At 61.3% G+C, this 21,999-nt stretch carries 18 protein-coding genes; 13 read left to right on the top strand and 5 right to left on the bottom strand.

Annotation, left to right across the window (positions count from 1 at the left end; translation table 11 throughout):
* Positions 1 to 946 precede the first annotated feature (946 nt).
* From Mschef_RS02815 to Mschef_RS02795, 5 genes are all read left to right on the top strand, one after another.
* Positions 947 to 1,936, top strand: a complete 990-nt coding sequence (locus Mschef_RS02815) for a hypothetical protein (RefSeq protein ID WP_081126301.1) — start codon at positions 947 to 949, stop codon at positions 1,934 to 1,936.
* Positions 1,937 to 2,231: 295 nt separating this feature from the next.
* Positions 2,232 to 3,146, top strand: a complete 915-nt coding sequence (locus tag Mschef_RS02810; protein ID WP_136256594.1) for an HNH endonuclease — start codon at positions 2,232 to 2,234, stop codon at positions 3,144 to 3,146.
* A gap of 32 nt (positions 3,147 to 3,178) precedes the next feature.
* On the top strand, positions 3,179 to 3,808 hold the full coding sequence (locus Mschef_RS02805; RefSeq protein ID WP_168708978.1) for a Shedu anti-phage system protein SduA domain-containing protein: 630 nt from the start codon (positions 3,179 to 3,181) through the stop codon (positions 3,806 to 3,808).
* A gap of 72 nt (positions 3,809 to 3,880) precedes the next feature.
* The gene (locus Mschef_RS02800; RefSeq protein WP_168708977.1) at positions 3,881 to 4,498 is read left to right on the top strand and encodes a YiiX/YebB-like N1pC/P60 family cysteine hydrolase; all 618 of its coding nucleotides are present in this window, start codon (positions 3,881 to 3,883) and stop codon (positions 4,496 to 4,498) included.
* A 204-nt stretch (positions 4,499 to 4,702) separates the two neighbouring features.
* Complete coding sequence (locus Mschef_RS02795) at positions 4,703 to 5,125, top strand: NADPH-dependent FMN reductase (RefSeq protein WP_081126297.1); 423 nt, start codon at positions 4,703 to 4,705, stop codon at positions 5,123 to 5,125.
* On the opposite strand, the gene Mschef_RS02790 is transcribed toward Mschef_RS02795, so the two are convergent.
* The gene (locus Mschef_RS02790; protein ID WP_081126145.1) at positions 5,053 to 6,693 is read right to left on the bottom strand and encodes an IS1634 family transposase; all 1,641 of its coding nucleotides are present in this window, start codon (positions 6,691 to 6,693) and stop codon (positions 5,053 to 5,055) included. The genes Mschef_RS02795 and Mschef_RS02790 overlap by 73 nt on opposite strands.
* On the opposite strand from Mschef_RS02790, the gene Mschef_RS17060 reads away from it, so the two are divergent.
* The gene (locus tag Mschef_RS17060; protein ID WP_139789384.1) at positions 6,680 to 7,147 is read left to right on the top strand and encodes a hypothetical protein; all 468 of its coding nucleotides are present in this window, start codon (positions 6,680 to 6,682) and stop codon (positions 7,145 to 7,147) included. The two genes, Mschef_RS02790 and Mschef_RS17060, sit on opposite strands and share 14 nt — an antisense overlap.
* Before the next feature lie 353 nt (positions 7,148 to 7,500).
* Here Mschef_RS17060 and Mschef_RS02780 read toward each other — a convergent pair whose 3' ends face one another.
* From Mschef_RS02780 to Mschef_RS02765, 4 genes are all read right to left on the bottom strand, one after another.
* On the bottom strand, positions 7,501 to 8,241 hold the full coding sequence (locus Mschef_RS02780) for an SseB family protein (protein WP_081126295.1): 741 nt from the start codon (positions 8,239 to 8,241) through the stop codon (positions 7,501 to 7,503).
* A 306-nt stretch (positions 8,242 to 8,547) separates the two neighbouring features.
* The gene (locus Mschef_RS02775) at positions 8,548 to 9,807 is read right to left on the bottom strand and encodes a TniQ family protein (protein WP_081126294.1); all 1,260 of its coding nucleotides are present in this window, start codon (positions 9,805 to 9,807) and stop codon (positions 8,548 to 8,550) included.
* Positions 9,804 to 10,805: an ATP-binding protein gene (locus Mschef_RS02770; RefSeq protein ID WP_081126293.1), complete on the bottom strand. Its 1,002-nt coding sequence runs from the start codon at positions 10,803 to 10,805 to the stop codon at positions 9,804 to 9,806. Before Mschef_RS02770 ends, Mschef_RS02775 begins: the two co-directional genes overlap by 4 nt.
* Positions 10,805 to 13,138, bottom strand: a complete 2,334-nt coding sequence (locus Mschef_RS02765) for a hypothetical protein (RefSeq protein WP_139789382.1) — start codon at positions 13,136 to 13,138, stop codon at positions 10,805 to 10,807. The genes Mschef_RS02770 and Mschef_RS02765 overlap by 1 nt, the downstream gene beginning before the upstream one ends.
* An 876-nt stretch (positions 13,139 to 14,014) precedes the next feature.
* Here Mschef_RS02765 and Mschef_RS02755 point away from each other — a divergent pair.
* The 7 genes from Mschef_RS02755 to Mschef_RS02730 all read left to right on the top strand — a co-directional run bounded on the left by Mschef_RS02755 (position 14,015) and on the right by Mschef_RS02730 (position 21,951).
* On the top strand, positions 14,015 to 14,815 hold the full coding sequence (locus tag Mschef_RS02755; protein ID WP_081126290.1) for a hypothetical protein: 801 nt from the start codon (positions 14,015 to 14,017) through the stop codon (positions 14,813 to 14,815).
* A gap of 156 nt (positions 14,816 to 14,971) precedes the next feature.
* Entirely contained in the window at positions 14,972 to 15,172 is a 201-nt protein-coding gene (locus Mschef_RS17055; protein ID WP_136256577.1) for a hypothetical protein, read from the top strand.
* 58 nt (positions 15,173 to 15,230) lie between these two features.
* Entirely contained in the window at positions 15,231 to 16,610 is a 1,380-nt protein-coding gene (locus Mschef_RS02750; protein ID WP_081126289.1) for a hypothetical protein, read from the top strand.
* Positions 16,611 to 16,742: 132 nt separating this feature from the next.
* The gene (locus Mschef_RS02745) at positions 16,743 to 18,281 is read left to right on the top strand and encodes a class I SAM-dependent DNA methyltransferase (RefSeq protein ID WP_081126288.1); all 1,539 of its coding nucleotides are present in this window, start codon (positions 16,743 to 16,745) and stop codon (positions 18,279 to 18,281) included.
* Entirely contained in the window at positions 18,278 to 19,468 is a 1,191-nt protein-coding gene (locus Mschef_RS02740; RefSeq protein ID WP_081126287.1) for a restriction endonuclease subunit S, read from the top strand. The genes Mschef_RS02745 and Mschef_RS02740 overlap by 4 nt, the downstream gene beginning before the upstream one ends.
* A gap of 2 nt (positions 19,469 to 19,470) precedes the next feature.
* Positions 19,471 to 20,301 (top strand): hypothetical protein, encoded by an 831-nt coding sequence (locus tag Mschef_RS02735; protein WP_081126286.1) that lies wholly within the window; start codon positions 19,471 to 19,473, stop codon positions 20,299 to 20,301.
* A 9-nt stretch (positions 20,302 to 20,310) separates the two neighbouring features.
* Complete coding sequence (locus Mschef_RS02730) at positions 20,311 to 21,951, top strand: ATP-binding protein (RefSeq protein ID WP_081126285.1); 1,641 nt, start codon at positions 20,311 to 20,313, stop codon at positions 21,949 to 21,951.
* The last annotated feature ends 48 nt before the right edge of the window (positions 21,952 to 21,999 follow it).

Here is a 21,999-nt window from a genome sequence, read left to right as displayed (position 1 = left end):
CCCTTGTGGTCGAAACACCAAAGTTTGTACCAAATGCACCGACTTTGGTGTCAAAACGCCCTGTACCAACTTTGGTGTCACTGACTTTTGGAGCGGTGCTGAAGCGTCAATCCATTGTTTTCACTACACTTCATGATTTTCAATGAGAACTGTTGTCAAATGAGAATGGCGCGACGCGTTCAGGAAGTTTCTTGTATCTCAATGTGCTTATATTGCAACGCAGCACGCTGAACTGTGGTCTGCATCACCCAACCACCGGCAGGCTGCCCGGGTCCATCGCTGTCGCGCACACCCTGCCAACATCCTCTACCGCCAGATGCCGCGCAAGGCGCTAGCGCAATTGCACCCGCTGCGCCGGTGTCGGCACCAGTGTGCTGTTCAGAGCGGATGAATGTAGGGTCTGCGCCACCGCAATGTCCACCAGCCGGCGCAGCCGTGCGCTCGTGTCCTGCCGGACGTAGCGCTGCTGGGGTAGCGCGCGACCCGTCCAGGTTCGGCTTTGTCGAGCCTGTGCCGGTTCCATGCCCAGGCGCGGCAGGATGGACGCCAGCGGCGATAGACGCCAGCGGCGGTAGATAGGCGGCCGGCGCTTCGTCCAACAGATAGTCCAATCCAACCCGTCAGGGCCGAAAGTTCGGCTGCATCGTCACCGCCGGAGGTTGTGCGCGAAGTTCGCGTCGAGGGCCATGTTGAGGGCGCAAAGGCCGCCGCTCATTTCAGATGAACGGCGGCGACCGGTGGCGCGCCGCAGGCGCGATGACCGCGGATACCGCGCAGTGCAGTGCTGGCATCACGCTGGCCCGAGTGGCACAGTGCGACCCAAAGCAGACACTGCTCGATGAGATGAAACTAGGATCATCGAGATGGCTCCTTGCCTGTGAGCTCGCATTCTTCGAGACTTTTGCCATGTCGAATGGTACGAAGGTAGGGAGTTGAGGGGGCGCGCATGGAAATCGAAGCGACCGACATCAAGATGAGCACGTCTGTTCAGACCGAGACCTTTTACTTCACGGGCGGGCTCTGCGCGCATCCACTGAACGACGGCCATCTGGCGCTGGCGCCGGTGGGTGTAAACGACAAGGGACTGATCGGCTATAGGTTGACCTGGCCTGAGGTGCTAGAAGCAACCACGGCGGCCGGCTGTGTGATGGCGGGTGTCAACCAAAGACATAACACTGGGAGACCGACCCGATCGGAAGTCTGGCGTCCCGACGTCCCAACCTCTGGCCAGCAGCTCCATGCTGGTGACAGTTGGCGGGCGCTTTCGCACGTGGCACGTGTAAGCGGCGACCAGCAGTTCTCGGATCTGGCTCGCTACGTCTCGGTGTCGGTCCACGCAGCAGGAGTGCGTCTAAGAGACGTGGCCGACGCACATCACGAGCAGTTGCGTTGGGCGCTGATCGAGGGAAAGAAGCCCGGAGTGCGCTTTTCGAACACGGCCATGACTGATCTCCACCTCGCCTTTCACTCGCTTGCTGGCGAACTCTATTCGGCACGCGACCACCTAGCGCACGTCGCGGCTGTCGAGTGCTCCGCGCCCGAGAAGGTCGATGGAATGGGCCGGCTCGAGGAATGGCTCGCAACGTCCGACAACGCCGCCGCGGCCAACAATCCGCTAGTGGCCCTCCTGTTTGCGAACATGGGGACGAAGAATGCACCTGGCTGGTTGCGCATTCTCGGCGAGTTCCGCAACACCGTCATGCACCGTCAGCCTATGGGCGCAAATCCAGCGGCCGGCGGCCTCAGTGTCGCAGAGTCGATGACTTGCGCAGGGCCCGTCCGCACCATTCGTCTCGTACCAATGAACGCCGCTACCAAGGGACCTGATCCATTCGTCGAGCTTGTCGGGCTCTATAAGCAGTTCGAGGCGTTGGCCATCGAAGCAACGGCCCGTCTTCCCTACAAAGTCGAACTTCCCCGCGTGGTCGGCAGATAACGACTTTGGTTGGATCAATGCCCGCTTCCGGCCCGGAGCTGCCGGTCGCAGCCTCGGCAAGATTGCCGAATAGCGGTCGTTGGAGGCCCGCCGTGTTGATGCTCGCGGCAGAACTCGGAATCCCGATTTTCCCCTCAGGTGGGCCCGTCTATGCCGCTCAGAATTCGCCGGACCGAGCACGTCGAAGCTCCTTCAACTTCGTGAAGCTGTGCTACGGTCGTCTGAGGCCGGTCCGAGATATCGCCGTACCCCCGGTTTCGTATATTGAGTAGTTAGCTATAGTGAGGATGCCGTCGTGCAAGCTTTTGTCTTAAGGCTGAATCCTGACCCGAGAGGGGGGATGCCGTACACGAAGTATCCAACTCAAAAAGAATATCGTGAAATCCACGAATCGTCTCCAATGGATGGTTTTCATGAAGCGGTCAATTTTCTCTCTGAAAGCGGAATCATCCGCGGCTATCTTCCGCCGAAGCATTTGCTATCAATCCGCTCTGGTAAGCCTTTTGTGCTCATCACAATCACTGCAAAAACTGCAAAGATCGGCGGAGATATGATCGTCGGGATTCAGGCAGGTTGCCGATACGACGGCGACAATTCAAGGTCCGGCGGAACACAAGCATCAAGAGCTTTAAAGTTCAACTGGCATTATTCCTGCGGCGAGTCAATGTCACTAGTTCTTAATCGCCAGGTTCCAAATGCACGCAAGCTAGTTCTTGGCAAAAGCGGCACGTGGGTTCGAGGGCCAACTTACGAAATTGGAAAGCCAGCACTCAAGAGGCTGATCGGTTCTATTGGCAAATCTCTTACAGCTAAAGACGAGCGTAGAAAATTCGCGCAAATTTCTAAAATCTTAGGTGGTGTTGCAATAAAGACTTTCCCCAAAGTTTCCGAAAACTCGGACTTTGAGTTGAATGTTGCAGACGCCTTGAAAAGCGATCTTTCGCACGTTGTTGGAAAGAGAGTCCCAGATCAAGTAGAGGTCCGTACTTACCAGTATCAGAGAGACTCGAAGGTTGCTGCGTATGCGCTAAAGCATTCAAATGGCACTTGCGGAGACTGTGGGAACCATGCTCCGTTCAAATCAAGTAAAACGGGGCTTCCGTATCTTGAAGTTCATCATATCAAGATGCTCAAAGATGGTGGCAGTGACACAACTGATAACGTGGTTGCGTTATGCCCAAACTGCCATCGCAAGCGGCATTATGGCTGACTCGTTCAACGCGGACACCGGAGGGCACATCCATGCAAGTTAGTAAGCTAAATGACAAGCAAATCAAGAGCCATCTAGGCGCCCTGAAGAAGCTGCTTGGATCTAAAAAGACGGACGAGAAGACCATTCTTAGTTACTTAAAAAAACATCAAGATCTTGTTCTTCACATTTTTGGAAACAGGGGCGAAGGATTTTGTTTCCGCGAGTATCATTTGTGCTCTGGTGAAAAGCCCGACTTCTTTCTACTTCATGGAAATTCCTATCCACACCTACTTAATATTGAGTTTAAATCTCCTAAAGCAAAGCTTCTAACTAAGAAGGGACTCATGTCGAGATGGATGAACGATGCTATTACTGCAAGCTTGAACCGAGCATTTTGGTCGGAAAAAAACCACGCAAGCTTAGATGATCGTCTCGCTCGAGAAACAAGTGACGCGATGATTGAAAAATCGCATTATCATTGCATCTTTACTCCTGAAGTAACCTCGAATTTTTCCATTCCCTTGAAAAAGCCCAGCGAGAAATTTGAATCGGTTATCATTATTGGCCGAGATACTGACACTATGACCGATGATGCTCTTAGAAACATGATTTCAAAACAATTGAAAAACACTTCCTTATGGACGTATGACACCTTACTGAGGCGTCTTACTAGTGTCTAACATTTTACTACAGCGGACGCCCCTGGCGGGCCGCCGCTGAGTTCTGGCGTTATGTTTTCTATGGACAGACTTGTGAACGAACTAATCGTCATCGATAAATTCTCGCTTCAACCTGGAGACGTTTTGCTCAGCTATGCAGCGCAAATGATGGATGAGCCTGGCTGCGAGACGGGATACTGCCATGCAGCAATCTATCTTGGCTCCGGAGAAATTCTCGAATCCGACGCACAAGGAGTCAAAAAGAGCTCTGTTGAAGATATTCTTCTTGCCTACGATCACATTGCGGTCATGCGCTCCGAAGACATTTGGTCAAGCGCAAGAATTGAAGCTCTTCGGGACTTTGCATCGCGTCATATCGGAAAGAAGTTCAACATACGAGCACTGCCAAGAATTGAACTCTTGAGGCAACTAAGCGTTGAGAACCCTCATCAAGAAATCATTGACTACTTTGCTGGACGCGCGACACCGGTTGAGGCAGACAGAGAAACATATTTCTGCTCGGAACTTGTCACATCCGCGTTCATTGACGCCGGGATAATTTCAGAATCCGCAGCACTTCTGTTCAAGCCGGAGACCCTGATGCCAATCGACATTGCTCAAGACAAAGTCTTTGGCTTCTTCTTTGGCTACATTCCCAAGAGATCGAATTATGTCATCCCAAGCGATGATTGGTTCAGATCGAATATCTAGCTAAGAAATATGACGATTCAATCAAGCCGGCGCCGCTTCGCGCCACGGCTTGATTCAGGCGTTGCCAGCCCTCCCGAAAGCGGCCGTTCGTAACCGGCTGCAACGGGCCGAAACCCGACGTCGGGGCAAGGCAGGGCAGAGCGATTAGCCCGTAGTGGGGGCTCGCTGGACAATCACTTGCTCGAAGTCCTGTTTGGCTAGCTCATGAAAGTTCTTGCGATTTCCGGCAGCCTGCGGGCCGCATCCATTAACTCGGCGCTGCTCCGCGCAGCCGCACGCCTGGCTCCGCCCGACATGGCGATCACACTGTTTGCCCGCATTGGCGACCTGCCGCTCTTTAATCCCGATTTCGAGCCGCACACGCCGCCACCGGTCGCCGCACTGTATGCCGAGGTTGCAGCTGCCGACGCGCTGCTGATCGCCAGCCCGGAATACGCACACGGCGTGAGCGGCAGCATCAAGAACGCGCTGGACTCCCAAGTTCCGCAGCTAAACGCACAAGTGATTGATTGGCCTGTGGGCGAGCAGGCAAAAATGACACAACAGACGGGGGATCAGAGTTTCGGTAGGGTCAACGCATCGAACAGGGCGAGTTGCTCCGGGGTGGTCTTGCTGACGCCGCGGTAGGCGTGATCACCAATGGCGACGTGGTGCTGCTGGATGCGGCGCAGGATCTCCAGGGCGGTCTTCGGGCTGGTCGTGCTGCCGCTGGCCTTCAGTCGCATGCGCATCACCCGATACAGCACCAGCGCCAGGAAGCAGATCAGCGCATGTGCGCGGATGCGTTCCGGCAGGCGGTGGTACACCGGGGCGATCTCCAGATCGCTCTTGAGCACCCGGAAGCCGCGCTCGATGTCGGCCAGGGATTTGTAGCGCGCGAGGATCTCGGCGGCGCTGAAGTCGCTGACGTTGCTCAGCAGGACCAGCTTGCCGTCGAAGCGCTCGGCCCAGGCGATGGCCTCTTCATCGAGGTGATAACTGAAGCGCTCCGCCTGATAGTCGGCCTGGACAAAGCGCGTCAGCTCGGCCTCGGCGACGGCGCGCGCAAAGCGGCTGTAGGCGCCGCGATCGCTGGCCTTGCGGCCGCGCGCGCTCTGTCCTTCGTCCTGGGCATCGAGCTTGCGCACCAGGGTCTGCGCGAAGGCCTCGAGTTCCTGGATCCGGGCGCGCCGCTTGGCCGCCTGCTCGGCCGCGCGCACCGGGTCGTGCGCCACCACCAATCGATGGCCGGCGAAGGTGCCTTCGGCGAGGCCGTCCTGAAAGTCCAGTGCCGCCAGCGTGCCGCCCAGCTCGCCATAGCGGCGCGCCGGCACCGCCAGGATGAACTGCAGCTGCCGCTGCGTGCTTTCTGCCACCTGCGTTAGCTCGGCCACGTTGTCCAGGCTCAGCAGCCCGCGATCGGCGACGACGATCACCCGCTCCACCGCAAACCGCTGCAGCACCGCTTCCAGCATCGCCTTGAGCGTCTTGGTCTCGGCGACGTTGCCCGCATGCACCGTGTGCATCAGCGGCAAGCCCTCCGCCGACTGCACCACCCCCAGGACGAACTGGCGGGCGATCCCGCCGGTCTCCTTGTTCAGCCCGAACGCGCGCACATCCCCGGGCAGCTCGGCGGCGCCGTGGATGCGCACCGTGGTCAGGTCGTAGAACACCACCGACAGCTGCTGGTCCAACAGCGGGTGCAGCTGGCGCGCGATGCGCGCCTCCACCGCCTCGGCGCGATCCATCAGGGCGTCCATGGTGCGCAGCAGTTGGTCGTGGGTCACCTCCTCCGGCATGCCCGGGATCGCCACCGTCTGCAGCCAGTCCAGACAACCCAGCTTGGAGTCCGGCGCGCACAGGCGGTTGAACACCATCGCCCGCACCAGCGCCTCGGCATCGAAGCTGCGCCGGGATGAGCGCAAGGCCGCGCGCACAGCATCGGCAAAGCCCAGCTCGGTCCACAAGGCGTGCAGGGCGTAGACATCGCCATACGTCCGCGCGCTCTCATACGTCACCGGGGCCGCCGTGGGCTCGGCGCGTCCCAGCGCGCGGTGGAGTCCCTGGATCAACGGATCGAGGTGTTTGGGCTCCAGCTGATCAAGCCGCCCCAGGGTGGCGACGATGCGCTGGCGCACCGTACCGGTGTCGGTGCGATAGCCCTCCACGAGCTGCAAGTAGCTGCGTCCGCCGGAGCGGCTGATGCGCGTGTACATGGGACAACGGTATCACGTGCAAAACACCATTCCAATTACACATTACATACAATGCGTGACACAACAGCATTGCCGCGTTTCGCCCACGCAACCCCTTGAGCCACAACGATCCCAGCTCGCCAAAACACGAAAATCAGGCCGCGAACTGCGGAACTTGGGTGGACTGGCTGGTCGGCAGCGAAACCTTCATCAACTGCGCCTACAAGAATCTGCAATCAACAAGCCGGAGGCCGTGCTCAACGCTTCGCCGCGCGCACGGCACGCTGACGCTGCATTGCGCGAAACACTGCGCACCATGTCGGCCGTCATCGTCGAGGCGGCTTCGATCAGCATCCCGCTGCTCGGTTCGAACCTGACGGAAAGCGGCATGGTGGACTCGCCGCCGGTCTCCAGCGCGATCAGGGGCGCGCTGGCGGATCTGCAGCGCGCGGTGCTAGCGCTTCAGCCCGGGTAGGCGCGGGCTTTCCGCAAGCACCGAAGCTCGGCGCTACCTGCAGGATCCAGTGCAACAGCGGCGACGCCCTGGTGCGGGCAGATGGCTGAGTTCGATCGCAGTCACACAGACGCGACTCGCATCGACTGCCCCCAGCTGATTCGGCAGGCTTTGTTGCCAGCGTGTCTGCACCATGCACCGTCAGCCCACATGCGGATCCGCGATTGAGCCGAACGGCTGCGTGCGCATCCGATCTCGAAGCCGATGCGATCCAGGCGAAACGTGTCGGCAATTGGGGGTGAGTTCTCGTGCCTGTGCCTTTGTTCAGAAGATCGGAAGGGTGGGCGTGGCTGCATGCCGACCGGCCCGAAGGGCTAGCTTCCATAGAACTGAATGCCCCGGTCGCAGATCGCAGGCAGATCTTGGTCGACATCGTGAAATGCCACCGACAGGGGGAGTGCAGTCGTCGGTTTGCTCGTTGCGAGCGCGAGCGAGATCACGTGGGCCAACCGCTCTGCATGGCGTCCATGCGACACCACGACCAACAAGAGAGAGACCTCCTCCGACTCGCCACACGAGCGCCGGACCTCAATCAGATAGCCCGCCCGGACCGTGCCCTCGGCGGCAAAGCACGCTCGAAGGACTTCGACCAGGTCGTCCTCGGGGACCGATGGGGGACATCCATCGGTGAGCGTATCGCGCGGGATGGTTTCCCTCGACAAGGTGCCGATCGGTCGCCCGGCCAGCAAGGCGTCAATCTCCGGCGGGTAAAGCACGGCCTGTTCCCGATTCGGGTTCATGATCAATGTCGCGCCCCGCGTCCATTCGAACAACTGACGGCCAGTCGCCTCGATCAAGGCTCGCTCGGGCGATAGCGGCACTTCGGCCTGCGCTTGATCCGTAAAAAACGGAAGAACCAACTGGCCATTGTCGGGTCGCCTGATCTGAATGAACCGTATTCGTCCGGGCGGCATCGGGCCGCTCGGCCGATGGGCGTAGACCGTGGCGTCCAGGAGCGCAACGAAAAATGCATGCTCCGCCTGGGCCATGGCCTCGAACGTCTTGGCAGCGCGAGCGACCTCGAGCAATGCTTCTAGTTTGGATGCAGATGCCATACGTGCAATGGACCTCGCTTCTGATTCCACGCGCTCACGCGTGAATTTGACCATTCAATGCGACAGGCAGGCCATGGTGCGGCGCTTGCTGTGCAGTCACCCCATGACCGACGCTGTCGGGACCCTTTGCTTCCCCTCGTGAGGTAATGCCGAAACCTGCGCAATATGGAATCGGTGGCCCGCGCTGACGACTGGTCGATCGGTCTGACGGACCCATGCGGTCGCGCAAGCGGGCCCTCTCTGCGCAGACGGTGTGTATGGCGCTGACACAATGCTCTGCAAAGCGGGCATGACGATATCGCAGCATCACGCTTCCACCGTCAAGCTGCTGAGTTCGACCGCGGTCACGCAGACGCGACTCGCATCGACGGCCCCCAGCTGAGTCGTCAGGCGTTGTCGCCAGCGGATCAAATGCGCCGGCGCCGGCACCAGATGCTGCGTCAATGCGACGGACCGCAGGGTCCGCGCAACCGCGATGTCGAGCCGGCGCAGCCTGGCACTCGGACCCTGACGGAGGTAGCGCTGCTGGTACCGCGCGACGCGGACGGGCTCCGCTTGTCGCGCCTCGTCTAGCTCCAGACCCAGGCGCGACAGGATGCACACCACCGGGGGGAGGTGGGCGGCTGGCCCTTCACCCATGAGGTGATCCAACACGACCCGTAGCCGTAGCCGGGGCATTGCCGGTCTGCGCAAGCCAGCGTCCTGCCTGTCCGATAGCGGGGACCAGAGCGCGCTCTGGAAGGTGGCATCAGGCGCCGTCAGCAGCGGCACCACGTCACAATGCTGGGTCGCCGCGACTTCCAGCAACAATTCAAGCGTCGGCGGCGGCAAGAGACGTCGGGTCCCTCGGCGCAAGCGAGACCGGACTACGGCGGGAACAAGGGCCCAGCGTTCCGGGATGCGCTGCAAATGCAGGCATGCCTTGTGGAATGCGTCGGCCGGAAGCTGTGGACTTTGCGGATTTGCGGCATAGTTGACGATTGCTAGGACTTGGGCGTCGATCCAGCGCTCGAGTGCGCTTTGCACCAGGTGCGCCGAACCGGTGCACCATCCCAGCGATGCTGCGCATTGGCGACATTGGCGGCGTTGAACCACCGAGTCGCCATGCGGCTGCGTGTCGCCGCAGATTCGGCATCGATCCACCAGTGCGCAACCGTGCGTGGGGCAGGTCTGCATCAATCGGATCAACCAGGCCAGCGGCTCACTCCACTCTTCCCGGGTTTGCTCCGCATAGCAGTTTGGACACCAGCGCCGCGGCCGACTTTTTGTGCCGGCGCCATGCAGACTGAGCGCTCGGGAGACCGCCCACAGGGTGCCGCATCGAAGGTCATTTTGACCGGTGAGATGCTCCATGGCCCGAAGGGTCTGCTCGGTGCAGGGCAGCAGTCCGCAGCATGGAATCGCGCAAGCCGCCTTCTGCATGCCAGCTTGCTTGATCAGCGATGCGAGCGGCAGCCCCAAGATCTCACTCATCCGCAGCACGTAGTGTGCAAGCGACTCCACTTGCGATGTGGCCGTGTGCCGCAGCGGCTGCGGAGGCAAGGCCGTCCAGAGGAATTCCTTCATGCGCGCCGCTCCTTCGGTGGCAATTCATGCAGGACCTGCTTCTTCAGCGCGCGCGGATCACCGGGTGCACACAGTTCCTCGAACAGACGGACGTCTTCCCACATCTGTTTCGCGGCGGCGTCATTGTGAAAGGAGGCGCGCAGGTCCACCTCGCTGATCGCTTCCCGTCCGGACTGCTGGGCGCGCATCCTGCTGTCGTCTGCCAGCCGGATAAGCTCGCCGACGATCCCTGCGGTTTCGACAAACAGATCCTCGATCATGCCGCGCAGCACGCCCTGCTCGACGGCATACTCGTTCTCGATCGCACGCAGCAGTGCCACGAAATGCTTGCGATCTTCCTCGCGATAGGGGGAATACGGTCGCATCAAGACGATGTGCGCGCGTCGGCGGATCTCCGGGCGCGTCATCCACAGCTCGGACATCGCTGTCACACCCGTCAGCACGAAGTTGAGCTCGAGCTGTTCGGCAATCCCCATCAAGTGCAGGATGTGATCGGCGGGCTGCTTGTTGCGGCGGACCACGCACAGGGACGCCGCCTGTTCCACCGAGACCGTTTTGACTGCGCGTGTGCGCGCCAGTTGCGCAAAGATGCCCCAGAGCCGTGTCTCGGGCACGCGCGAATAATCCACCCCATCGAGCTGGGCGCGCGCTTGATCCACCTCGCGTTCGAAGACTTCGCACGCTTCGCGATGGGCACCGCCTTTCATCCAGCCGAGCCGTGGGAACGTGACCATCTCCACCAGCGTCTGGGCAAACGCTTTGGAGGTGAAATACGCGTTGGCCGGCAGCTCGGCGTAGACCTCGATGAGGGGAATACGGCCCTGGCCCCACTGCTGTGGGCTACCGACCAGATCGCGGAACACGGCGTGGCGCAACGTCGTCTTGCCGACCCCGGTGGGACCGACCAGAAAGATCATGCGCCCCGCTGTTGGATTACCAAGCACGGCGCGCAGCCGTGCGCGCGCCTCGACAAAATGCGGATGCTCAAGCAGATCCATCAGCGAATCTCCGCAGCGGCGTCATCCCACAGCTCTGTCCAGCGTGCCGTTGCCGGATCTTCCATGGACGAAACTTCACTGGCATCCACAGTCGCCGACGGATGCAGATGGGTATGCGCGTCGGCCGCCGCGCGCGCACGCTCCATGCGCTGGCTCAGCTTGCGCTCGACTTGAGTCTTCTGGTCGCGGTTGGCGGCCTGGATGGCGGGCTCGACCAGGCGCAGCCAGAGGCGCTCCGCAGCACTCAGTGCGGCGCGTTGTTGCACCTTGCCGTGAAACGCCCTGAGCCGCTGCCCATTGATGATGACATGCAGCACGCTGGGATCGGCGGCGTCCAATCGCAGTTCCTGGGGCGTGCCTGTCCGCAGTGCGTTGCGCACCTCGAGCGAAGTGAAATCGTGATTGCCCAGCCGGATGCCGCGTCTCTCGTTTGCAACGAAGCCACCCGTCCAGCGCGGTGACGTTGCAAACAGCAGCTCATCATCGAAGAGGCAAGGGATACCCAGCGTGCCGAGGCGCTCGACCGCGGCTTCCTTCCTCTGCTGCGGAGTTTCTCCCTGTGCATTCGGGATGTGCGGAACGTCCTCATAAAGGAATGCTTCGATCAGCCCGCAGAGCTGCAAGAACTCGAGCTTGGCCGTCATCAGGCTTTTGAATTTGCCATCGACCGAGCGTCCGGCCTTATCCGGTAGCGTGCTCCCCGGCAACCGCTGGGAGACACGCGCGTTGACCTGGCCGATGCGATTCTCAGCCTGGCTGTTGGATCGACTTCCTCCAGACATCGTATCAAGCAAGGTAATGCCCCGGCTGAGAGCGAATTGCTTCAGCCAGCGGCTTTGGTTGTCCGGACCGCGATCGTCCACGATGGCACGCGGCAGCGCGCCATGCCGATGCACGATCTCGCGCATGAGCAAGGCCACACCCTCGATGCGTGAGGGTCCAACAACAAATGCGTGGCCGACGACAGAGTCGGAGGATTCGTCCACAGCGATGTAGAAGCTGTCGTAGCCGCGCCCGGCGTCGTCCTTGAGTGCGCGGCGCTGGTCGATCAGTCGTTTCAGCTCGGACGAGGCGCGCACATCGCGCTTCGAACTGTCGATGTGGACCGTGTGCAGGAAACCGCTCGCCGCGCCGGAACGCAGGCGCGGATCACTCCGCGCCGCTGTGGCCTGGTAGGCACGCATGCCGCCCGTTTTCAAAGCCCTAAGTGCTGGATCCTCAGCACGCAGGGCACGCCGGAAGGTCGTGATCGACGGCGCATCGGCTTCGGCCGCACTGCATTCCGTTTCCAGCAGAGTCCACGCACTGGTGATCGCTATTGGTGGCGTTCGACCTTGGAAATCCTTGACTGCCCTGCGCAACAAAGATTGTTGGGTCTCATCCAGGCGCGCCAGGCGATTCCCGCTCACGGCATAGGAGGGCAGACAAGCGTCATAGGGCGTGACGCCCTTCTGCACGGCCTCGGCAACCTGCTTGGCGAGTTTGCGCATGCGCCGCGTCGGCCTGGCCTCGCCCTTCTCGATGGCCTGCAAACGCTGCAGTCGGCGCATGGCGCAATGCGCTACTGCCGTCGATGGCGTGGCGGCCGGTACTTCCTCACCTGGGGTCCCCAGCATCCGCGCGCGCGCGTGAAGCAGGGCCTGATCGACTTCCAGCGCCTGTGCTTCGTCCCCGAAGATGCGGAATGCATCTGCGCCGATCGGATCACTCTGGATCGTGCCAAAGAGCTGCCGCTGGGCCAACAGAATTGTCAACGAGCGTCCATCGATGCCAGGCAGTTGCGCACGTAAATCGGCCCAAGTGAAGGTGTGGTTTCTCAGCAGCCTCGGGATCTTGGCTGCTGCAGGCTCGGCTGCCTTGTCGAGCGGTTCGCCCAAGCGCGTGAAGAGAAGCTCCAGGTTTCGGAGATAGATGGCAAAGGGAAAAGGCGGATGCCAGACGCGGAAGGCAAGCCCATGCGCCACCGCCCAGCGTGCATAGGGTTCACAGCTCCAGGTTCCGTCGTTGCAGGACCAGCCCTTGCGATCCTCATGCGCGCGCAACCAGCTCAGGTCTTTGCACTCCACGAGGGTGATGGCGTTGCGCGAGAAGACCAGGACATCCAGGGTCGCTGCCGCGATGTGCCGGCGCCCGTTGGGCAAACGCCGCTCAACACGGGTCAGCGGGACCTGCGTGACATACCCGACGACCTGCGGGTCCAACTCGAGTTCATACAGGAACATCCGCTCCACCGTGTGCGACTCGAAGAGCCGCAGCGCCTCACACTTTTTCGATGGCAGACTCCCGCGAATGTTGCGTAAAGCGCCCTTGCCCACCGCGCGGGCAGGGCTCAAGCGAACCAATTCCTCTATGGAGCGCTGCTGGGCGGCAGTCAGGGCAAGCGTCTGGTAAACCGCCTCCCGCTCCCCACGCCAAACTGCGCTCGTGCGCTGTGCCAATCCCGCCTGCTGGCGTCAATACTTGATCATTCATACCTGCCTCCAAGTGTTGAGGAAAAGCGCCCCTACCCGAACCGCAGGGCGCACTTGACTCGCGGCTCGTGCCGCGTACACTGGAGGTGCTGACGGTCTAATGTCTGCACCTCCAAGAGCCCATGGGTTGCCACCCGTGGGCTCTTTCGTTGAAGCGATTTGCAGTTAGCTCGTGTCCACCGGATGCTCCTGAGACTTGTGCTGGTGCCTAACCCACTCCCAACCATCAGCTCATGGCGGTGAGGCCTTACTCTTTCGAGCAGCCCTCGCCTGCCGACTGCAATTCCACGGTTGCAAGAAACTCTGCGAGGCTGCGACTGCTGACGAACCAGCCTCGCCGAGGCGGGATTCGAACCATCTTGATCGGCAGACTGCCCCGCAGCCGAGCCTTCTGCACCGCTTGGACGCTTGGGTAGCGCAGAACCTCTGAAACATCGGCCATGGTCAGCAAGGGGCCGTACCTGAGAACCAAGCCGTCCTCAACTCGCTGCACACGGTCGCCGCTGGTCTGCGCTAGTCTTTTGGTTGCCATGCGGTGGCCACTCCGGCGGGTCTGTCGCTCGCGGAGTATTGCTCAGTATTCAACAGCGCTCGATGCGTCAATTGCGATCGAGTGCACCAGCGAGAATTTGACTCACGTGCGTACCAGTTTCGTTGACACCCTTCGTCACATGGACGGCAGCAAAAGTAAGGGTGCCCAGCCAGTTCGTGAATTCCACACCAAGATCTGGCTTGAGTATGCAGTACGACGATCAGGGCTTGCGTGGCGGGATTTCGTCAGGGAGTGCGTGTACCGCGGCCGAGCCAGATCGAGCCTTGCTGACAAGTGGCGAACGGGAAAAGCCCTGCCGACGCGCCTGTCCGCACAACGAATCGAGCGCCTATTGTCAGGCACACTGGCCGTTTTCGATTCTCCACTGTTCCCGCTTACTTGAAGATCGCCCGTTCACCGTTCAAGAGTTACGGAAGCTCTTCGCGCCCTACCGCGAAACGCGTGTTCCGCTGATCGTTTGGAGATTCCCGAACGACGAGGAACTCCGCGAGCGTCGTCACTGGGTGCCAACCCTGCACGAGAAGGACACGTCGAGTCTCGTGAGGCGTGGCGACATCTGGGGATTCATCGCCGCGGTCTGGGTCGCACGCATGTGTGAAGCTCAAGGTGAGCTGGACTACCACTTTACGGCGTGTATGGATGTTTACCGGGCCGCGCCGGCGGCGCTCAAGGAGTCATGGCTGGCTCCACACGTCGATCAACTCTTCAAGTTGCTCGAAACGGTGAGGTATCGGGAGATCTCGACGTTCATCATGTTCGATGTCGATCTCGACATCATCAAGCGCCAGGCGTCTGATCCGAACCACGAGCCGATCCGCGAATATCGGCCGCGCGATCCGTTGACACATCGATTCGTCGAGATCGAGGATCCCGTGCTGCCTGCGCACTGGATCCCCGGCACAGTCTGGCGCGACCAGCAACGGCGCCGCGAGCAGCGCAGGGCGACTCTTAAGAAGTCACATCGACCGTCACCCCCGACGACCTAAGATAGACGTGCCTGTTGGCGCGCATCGACAATGGATCGGCTTGCAGGGTTATGGTTGACCATGCGTCAAGACGGGCAAATCGTTGCTCGCCCGGAACTACAGCCCTCCGTCTCATGAATTGCGACGCCTGCGGGTCACGATAACGGCCTCTCCTCCATGGGCACCGAGACATGTCGGATCAATGTCGTGCTGTTGGCCAGCCTGCGGCAGTTGAAAAGCGCATCGACAGGGCCTGCGCTGGTCGAGCATATGCAGCGGTACTGCACCGAAGCCAAGACCTACCATGCCTCACCACGGCACACTGGCCAGGCGGCTTCTACTGCCCGGCCCGCCATGACCGGCGGCGTTCACGCTTGACCAGCATGGCGACTTCTCATTGATGCACGAAATAACTGCAATGTCGATGTCAAGCACGATGGCGCCCGAACAATCCTTCAAGCCATTGTCGCCACCCCAGGCCAGGATGTGGACGGCGCTGCCGCCGCTGCAGCTGCGCGGCACCGGGACTGCACAGGTCGAGAGCCTCGATCACTACCTGATACGTCTCGTGGATCTCGTGGGCATCACGCATGACAGGATGCTCGAGATCTGCAACGCTGCGGCAGGACAGATCCTCTTTCCGCCGCATGGCACGTCGTCTCCGTTCCTGTGCAATGAAACGGAGCTTGAAGCGCGTATCGCGGCCATCGAGCGGCTGACCGGCCAGAACGATCTCCTTCGCCATGGCACGCCATGGGCCTGCTCCGCGGTGATGGGCGTGCACGCCTTCTCCAGTGCGGCGCGCGCCAGACGCTGGTGCCCTGTGTGTTACTTGCAGTGGGATGTGGACAGATCTGCAGAGCCGCTCACCTGGTCGATCGAGATCAAGAAGCTCTGCTCGCTGCATGGCAGTGAACTCGTGGACCGCTGCCGATCCTGCGGCAAAGCGCAGCCGGTCCGTACACATTACCGGGCGCGGCGAGCCTGTCGATTTTGCCGAACACCTCTCGGATGGGACGCAGAGCCGGTTAGCGCACACCTGACCCCATTGGATCGCTGGGTCGAATCGCAAGTCGACCAGGTGATCGAGCTCTGCTCGGATCCCGCGCAAGAAAAATTGCCCGCAGATCGCTTCCACCAATTTCTGGAAGCCTTCAGCGTTATGCACGGTGATCGAGCGGATTTGCCGTCCGCGCTGCGCTCGGTCGTATCGCTGTGGTCCTATGCACCCGCCACGAAAATTTCGCTCAAGATGCTCGTGAACCTGGCCGGGATGCATGGCTGCTCCGTGCTGGACATCCTGCTCGATCCGGTCAGGACCGCGCAGCGCGAGCCGTTCTTCGGATTCTGGCAAGGCTTCGACTATCTCCCGCTGACACCGCGCAGCCGTCTTCGCGGCTCCGTCCGCCTTCAAGTTGCGCTGCGTAATCTGCTGCGGCGCGCGGCGGTCTGCTATCTGCCCTCGCTGGCTCTCGTTGCGGATCATGCAGGCTGCAAGCAACCCGAGATCCTGCACGTCCAGAATCAGGTGCTTGCTGCCTATCGACAGGCGCGCAGGGTGCAGCACGGCAAGCACAAGTCCAAGCTGTTTGAGCAGGCGATCCAGCCTGCGCTCGATGCGCTTGGCCTCATCCAGATCAAGCGTGTCATGCTGTACAAGATCGTTCCGGAGATTGTTACGGCAAGCAGGCTCGACAAGACCGATGCGCGGCGCATCGCCGAAACTGCATTGATCCTGCGCCGCGCGAAGCGCGCCCACGACGCATCGCTGGCCGTTCTGCCAGACACCGCCCGGGACACGGTCTGGTTGCAGTGAGGATTCCGGCTGAAGCAGCGTAAATCGCATCGCGCGCCCAACGTATTACGCTTTAGATCATCATTGATCGCCTCTCCGGACGCGTGCTGAGAGACGGTCGCGCACCACGCTGATAACCGGAACCCTGCCCGCATGATCACCGGCACCATCAAGAACCAAATCGACCAAGTCTGGAACGCCTTCTGGTCCGGCGGCATCTCCAATCCGCTGGAAGTCATCGAGCAGATCACCTACCTGCTCTTCCTGCGACGGCTGGACGACCTGCAGACGCTGGAGGAGAACAAGTCCGCGCGGCTCAAACAGCCGATGGCACAGCGGGTGTTCCCCGAAGGCATCGATCCCAGGGGCCGCCCCTACGAGGATCTGCGCTGGTCGCGCTTCAAGCACTTTGCCCCGGGCGACATGTACGTCGTCGTTGGCGACCATGTCTTCCCGTTTTTGCGCACGCTGGGCGGTGACGAGTCCACCTACGCGCACCACATGAAGGACGCGCGCTTCACCATCCCCACGCCGGCGCTGCTGTCCAAGGTGGTGGACCTGCTCGACGCCGTGCCGATGGAGGATCGCGACACCAAGGGCGACCTCTACGAATACATGCTCGGCAAGATCGCCAGCGCCGGGCAGAACGGCCAGTTCCGTACCCCGCGCCACATCATCCGGCTGATGGTGGAGCTGACCGCGCCGCAGCCCACCGATGTCATCTGCGATCCGGCCTGCGGCACGGCGGGATTCCTGGTCGAGGCGGGCGAAGTCCTGCGCGAGCGCTACCCGGACATCCTGCACGACGCCAGGCTGCGCGAGCACTTCCATCACCGCATGTTCCACGGCTTCGACTTCGACAACACCATGTTGCGCATCGGCAGCATGAACATGCTGCTGCACGGCGTGGAGAACCCCGACATCCGCTACCGCGACTCCCTCGCCCAGGACCACGCCGGCGAGGAAGAGAAGTACACGCTGGTGCTGGCCAATCCACCCTTCGCCGGCAGCCTGGACTACGAGAACACGGCCAAGGATCTGCTGCAGATCGTCAAGACCAAGAAGACCGAGCTGCTGTTCCTCGCGCTCTTCCTGCGCCTGCTCAAGCCCGGTGGCCGTGCCGCTGTGATCGTGCCCGATGGCGTGCTGTTCGGCTCCAGCACCGCGCACAGGGCGCTGCGCCGGATGCTGGTCGAGGACCAGAAGCTCGATGCCGTGGTCAAGCTGCCCGGCGGTGTCTTCCGGCCCTACGCGGGCGTCTCCACCGCGATCCTGCTGTTCACCAAGACCAACTCCGGTGGCACCGATCACGTCTGGTTCTACGAGGTCGAGGCCGACGGCTGGAGCCTCGACGACAAGCGCGCGCCGTTGCTGGCCGAGGACAAGCTCGGCCCAACACCGCGCTTGGCGCTCAGCGCGGAGGAGCACGCCAAGAACAACCTGCCCGACGTGCTGGCACGCTGGGCCGAACGCGACGGCGCCGAGCGCGAACGCCCGCGCACCGCGCAGAGCTTCTGCGTGGCCAAGGCCGACATCGCCGCTCAGGGCTACGACCTCTCGCTCAACCGCTACAAGGAAGTGGTGCACGAGGCGATCGAACACCGCGCGCCGAAAGAGATCCTCGCCGAGCTGGCGACGCTGGAGGAGGAGATCCAGCAGGGGATGAAGGAGCTGGAGGGGATGCTCGGATGAGCGCTGTGCCGCATGCCACGATCGGGGAACTTGTGGAGCCGGTGACATCCTGGGTGCCTGAGCGCGATGACCCTGATAGTGCCTTTACATACATCGACCTAAGCGCAGTCGACCAGGATGCCAAGGCGATTACAGGTGCGCGACAGCTCGCCTGTGTAGACGCCCCAAGCAGGGCGCGGCAGCTCATTCGCACTGACGATGTTCTCGTGTCGACGGTTCGACCCAACTTAAATGCGGTTGCGCGTGTGCCTCAGAAGCTCGATGGCGCGACCGCGTCCACTGGATTCTGCGTGGTACGGCCGCGTCCCGAGAGGTTGGATGGTGGATACCTATTCCACTGGGTTCGCTCGCCACGCTTTGTTAGCGATATGGCCAGGTTGGCGACCGGGGCGAGCTATCCCGCTGTCAGTGATCGAATCGTCTTTGACTCGAAACTGCCCCTACCGCCCCTCCCCGAGCAGCGGCGGATTGCGGAGATCCTGGACAAAGCGGACGCGCTGCGGGCCAAGCGCCGCGCCGCTCTCACCCAACTCGACACCCTCACCCAATCCATCTTCCTCGACATGTTCGGCGACCCCGCCACGAATGCGAAGCGGTGGCCGCAGGTTCCTATCGGCGACCATGCGATCAAAATCGGGAGCGGAGCGACGCCTCGGGGTGGGGAAGAGGCCTACAAGGCTGCTGGTATCAAGCTCATCAGGAGCATGAATGTCCGAGACGGTGCGTTCCTGAGAGACGGCCTTGCATTCATCGATAACGAACAAGCCGCACAGCTTGAGGGTGTCGTCGTTAAAGCTGACGATGTACTGCTGAACATCACGGGCGCGAGCGTTGCACGGGTATGCCGTGCGCCGGCAGACGTGCTTCCTGCGAGGGTGAATCAACATGTGGCGATCATCCGCCCGACGTCGGCTTTCAATCCGTGTTTCCTTGAGCAGTGCCTCCTGTCCCCGGCGGTGAAGGAACGACTTCTCAAAATCGCTCGCGCCGGGGCAACCCGCGAGGCCATCACCAAGTCAGCGATTGAACAGTTCAGGGTCATCCGTCCGCCGCGCGAAATGCAGAACCTGTTCGCTGCCCGAGTGGCCGCGAGCGAAAGCATCCACCGCCATATGCGTACTTGGCTCGGCGAAATGGACTCGCTTTTCGCCTCCCTCCAGCACCGCGCCTTCCGGGGAGAGCTGTAACCATGCATGGCGAGTTCATCGGCGCATGGTCCGAAACATGGCGCGAGATCTGGCTGCCACTGACAGACCACGAGGATGTGCGGGAGGACATCTTCTGCGACTTGTACCGCGAACTCGCAAAGGCGCTAAAGGCGCCGCCCTCGGTTGGAAACCTCGCCGATCTCATCGAAAACCCCGTACAGAGTCGCATGGCGTTCGAAGCGATTACCGCGAACGACTTCGCCGGTGAGCGCGTGCTCGTCGACTTCTTCGAGTCGGCGTACGACGCCTTAGAAGAATTTCGTGGCGATGAGCTGTCGAATCGCTACTTCAACCTGCTCACCGCGTTCATCGAAAAATTCAGCCTCCGCTATGACCTGCGTCGCCCCTGTACCTTGTGCCCGACGCTGCCCGGTATGTTCGCCAGCCTCGTGCGGGATCTGCGAGGGATGACGTGTCTGGACGCGCACCTCGACACGCTGATGAAGGAGTTCGAGGAGGCCATGCGCAACCTGCGCCACGATTGCTCCGACGGGCAGATCAAGACCTGCATCCAGAAGCAGGTGAACCTGCTGGAGGCTATCGGACGAACGACGCCCGGCGTCACCGAGGCCGAGTTGAGCGGTATATGCAACCAGGTTACGACTTGGCCGCATGGTGCGATCAAGGCGTCATTGAAGAACCTCTACGGGTTCGCCAGCGACTATCCGGGGATTCGGCACGGCGGAAATCCCGCAGGTGCGCTGCGCGCTGTCGACATGCGCGACATGGTAGCCATGTCGATCCTGCTTGCCGGGTTCACGCCGTACCTGAGCAACGCGCTCGACGCTGACGTCGTGTACCGCGGCGGCTGAGGGGGCGTCATGCAGACCACCGCCGAACAACTCCAGCACTGGTTGGCCGAGCCCGAAGGGGTTCGCCTCGAGTTCAAGGAAGCGAAGCAGAGCTATCACTTCGACAAGCTGGTGGAGTACTGCGTGGCCTTGGCCAACGAAGGTGGCGGCAAGATCATTCTCGGCGTGACCGACCGGCGCCCGCGCCACATCGTCGGCACGGCAGCGTTCGCGGAGCCTGGGCGCGCTGAAGCCGGTCTGCACGACCGGCTGTCGCATCGCATTCCCGTGGAGGAGGTGCGAACCGCCGACGGTCGAGTGCTGGTCGTCCATGTGCCGCCGCGACTTCCCGGCACGGCCTGGCAGATCGACGGGCGTTACCTCAAGCGGGCGGGTGACAAACTGGCGGCGCTAAGTGATACGGAATTGCGGGCCATGTTCGCCGAGACCGGGCCTGACTTCTCCGCCGAATGCTGTCCCGGCGCTACGCTCGACGATCTTGCAGCGCAAGCCATCGCCTTGTTTCGCGAGCGATGGGGCAAGAAAACGCGAGACGAGCGCAAGCTGCAATGGACCGACGAACAAACGCTCTTCGATGCCGAGTTGCTGATCAATGGCGGTGTCACCTACGCAGCGCTGATCCTGTTCGGCACCCGCGCGGCGTTGGGGCGCCGGCTGGCCCAGGCCGAACTGGTGTTCGAATACCGATCCTCGGAAGCATCGGGTCCGGCGGCGGACCGCGAGGAATATCGCGAAGGCTTCTTCCTCTGGCAAGACGCGATCTGGGCCAAGATCAACCTGCGCAACGAACGCCAGAGCTATCAGGACGGCCTGTTCCGCATGGATGTGCCCAGCTTTGATGAAGTCACCGTGCGCGAGGCCCTGCTCAACGCTGTGGCGCACCGCGACTATCGCGATGGCCGCTCGGTGTTCGTGCGGCAGTGGGCGCGGCGGCTCGAGGTCGTCAGCCCGGGCGGGCTGCCGGCCGGCATCACACCCGAGAACATTCTCGACCAGCAGAATCCGCGCAACCGCCGCTTGGCCGAGGCGCTGGCGAAGTGCGGCCTGATCGAGCGCTCGGGACAGGGCATGAATTTGATGTTCGAGAGCGCGATTCGACAGGGCAAGCCCTTGCCGAGCTTCGCCGGTACCTCGGCGCACGAGGTGCGGCTGACGCTGGAGGGCGCGATCGAAAGCCCTGCCTTCGTGCGCTTTCTTGAGCGCGTTGGCGAGGAACGTCTGCGCAGCTTTTCGACCTCCGACTTTCTGGTGCTGGATCACCTGCGCCGCGAACAGCCGCTGAGCGAGGCGCTGAAGCAACGTCTGCCGGCACTGATCGACGCTGGTGTGATCGAGCGGGTGGGGCGTGGCCGCGGTTACATGCTGTCGCAGGCTATGTATGCCGCCTTGGGGGCACGCGGGGTGCACACGCGCAAGAAGGGCTTGGACCACGAGACCAACAAAGCGCTGTTGCTGAAGCATCTGGGTACCGTGGGGCAGGTGGGCTCGCCGCTGAGCGAGTTGCGACAAGTGCTCCCGGCCTTGCCGGCATCGGCGGTTCAACAGCTGCTTGCGGAGCTGCGCCGGGAAGGCAGGGTCGCCTTGTCGAATCAGCGCCGCTGGGCACGCTGGAAGCTGGCCTCATCGGGTCAGGGTGCGGGCGATGCCTAAAGATTTTTGCGTAGTGCCGTTCGACGCTTAAAAAAGACGCGCGCAAAA

It is taken from the genome of Metallibacterium scheffleri (assembly GCF_002077135.1).
Classification (GTDB): Bacteria; Pseudomonadota; Gammaproteobacteria; order Xanthomonadales; family Rhodanobacteraceae; genus Metallibacterium; species Metallibacterium scheffleri.
Note: the sequence above shows the minus strand (reverse complement) of the source record. Positions and strands in the feature narration are given on the sequence as shown.

Excerpts from the sequence above, each read along its gene's own strand:
- Mschef_RS02780 (WP_081126295.1), bottom strand. The coding sequence starts at position 8,241 with ATGGCATCTGCATCCAAACTAGAAGCATTGCTCGAGGTCGCTCGCGCT.
- Mschef_RS02735 (WP_081126286.1), top strand. The coding sequence starts at position 19,471 with ATGCATGGCGAGTTCATCGGCGCATGGTCCGAAACATGGCGCGAGATC.
- Mschef_RS02745 (WP_081126288.1), top strand. The coding sequence starts at position 16,743 with ATGATCACCGGCACCATCAAGAACCAAATCGACCAAGTCTGGAACGCC.
- Mschef_RS02815 (WP_081126301.1), top strand. The coding sequence starts at position 947 with ATGGAAATCGAAGCGACCGACATCAAGATGAGCACGTCTGTTCAGACC.
- Mschef_RS02730 (WP_081126285.1), top strand. The coding sequence starts at position 20,311 with ATGCAGACCACCGCCGAACAACTCCAGCACTGGTTGGCCGAGCCCGAA.
- Mschef_RS02750 (WP_081126289.1), top strand. The coding sequence starts at position 15,231 with ATGGCGCCCGAACAATCCTTCAAGCCATTGTCGCCACCCCAGGCCAGG.
- Mschef_RS02805 (WP_168708978.1), top strand. The coding sequence starts at position 3,179 with ATGCAAGTTAGTAAGCTAAATGACAAGCAAATCAAGAGCCATCTAGGC.
- Mschef_RS17055 (WP_136256577.1), top strand. The coding sequence starts at position 14,972 with ATGGGCACCGAGACATGTCGGATCAATGTCGTGCTGTTGGCCAGCCTG.
- Mschef_RS02775 (WP_081126294.1), bottom strand. The coding sequence starts at position 9,807 with ATGAAGGAATTCCTCTGGACGGCCTTGCCTCCGCAGCCGCTGCGGCAC.
- Mschef_RS02795 (WP_081126297.1), top strand. The coding sequence starts at position 4,703 with ATGAAAGTTCTTGCGATTTCCGGCAGCCTGCGGGCCGCATCCATTAAC.
- Mschef_RS02770 (WP_081126293.1), bottom strand. The coding sequence starts at position 10,805 with ATGGATCTGCTTGAGCATCCGCATTTTGTCGAGGCGCGCGCACGGCTG.
- Mschef_RS02755 (WP_081126290.1), top strand. The coding sequence starts at position 14,015 with ATGCAGTACGACGATCAGGGCTTGCGTGGCGGGATTTCGTCAGGGAGT.
- Mschef_RS02740 (WP_081126287.1), top strand. The coding sequence starts at position 18,278 with ATGAGCGCTGTGCCGCATGCCACGATCGGGGAACTTGTGGAGCCGGTG.
- Mschef_RS17060 (WP_139789384.1), top strand. The coding sequence starts at position 6,680 with ATGCGCGTGTACATGGGACAACGGTATCACGTGCAAAACACCATTCCA.
- Mschef_RS02790 (WP_081126145.1), bottom strand. The coding sequence starts at position 6,693 with ATGTACACGCGCATCAGCCGCTCCGGCGGACGCAGCTACTTGCAGCTC.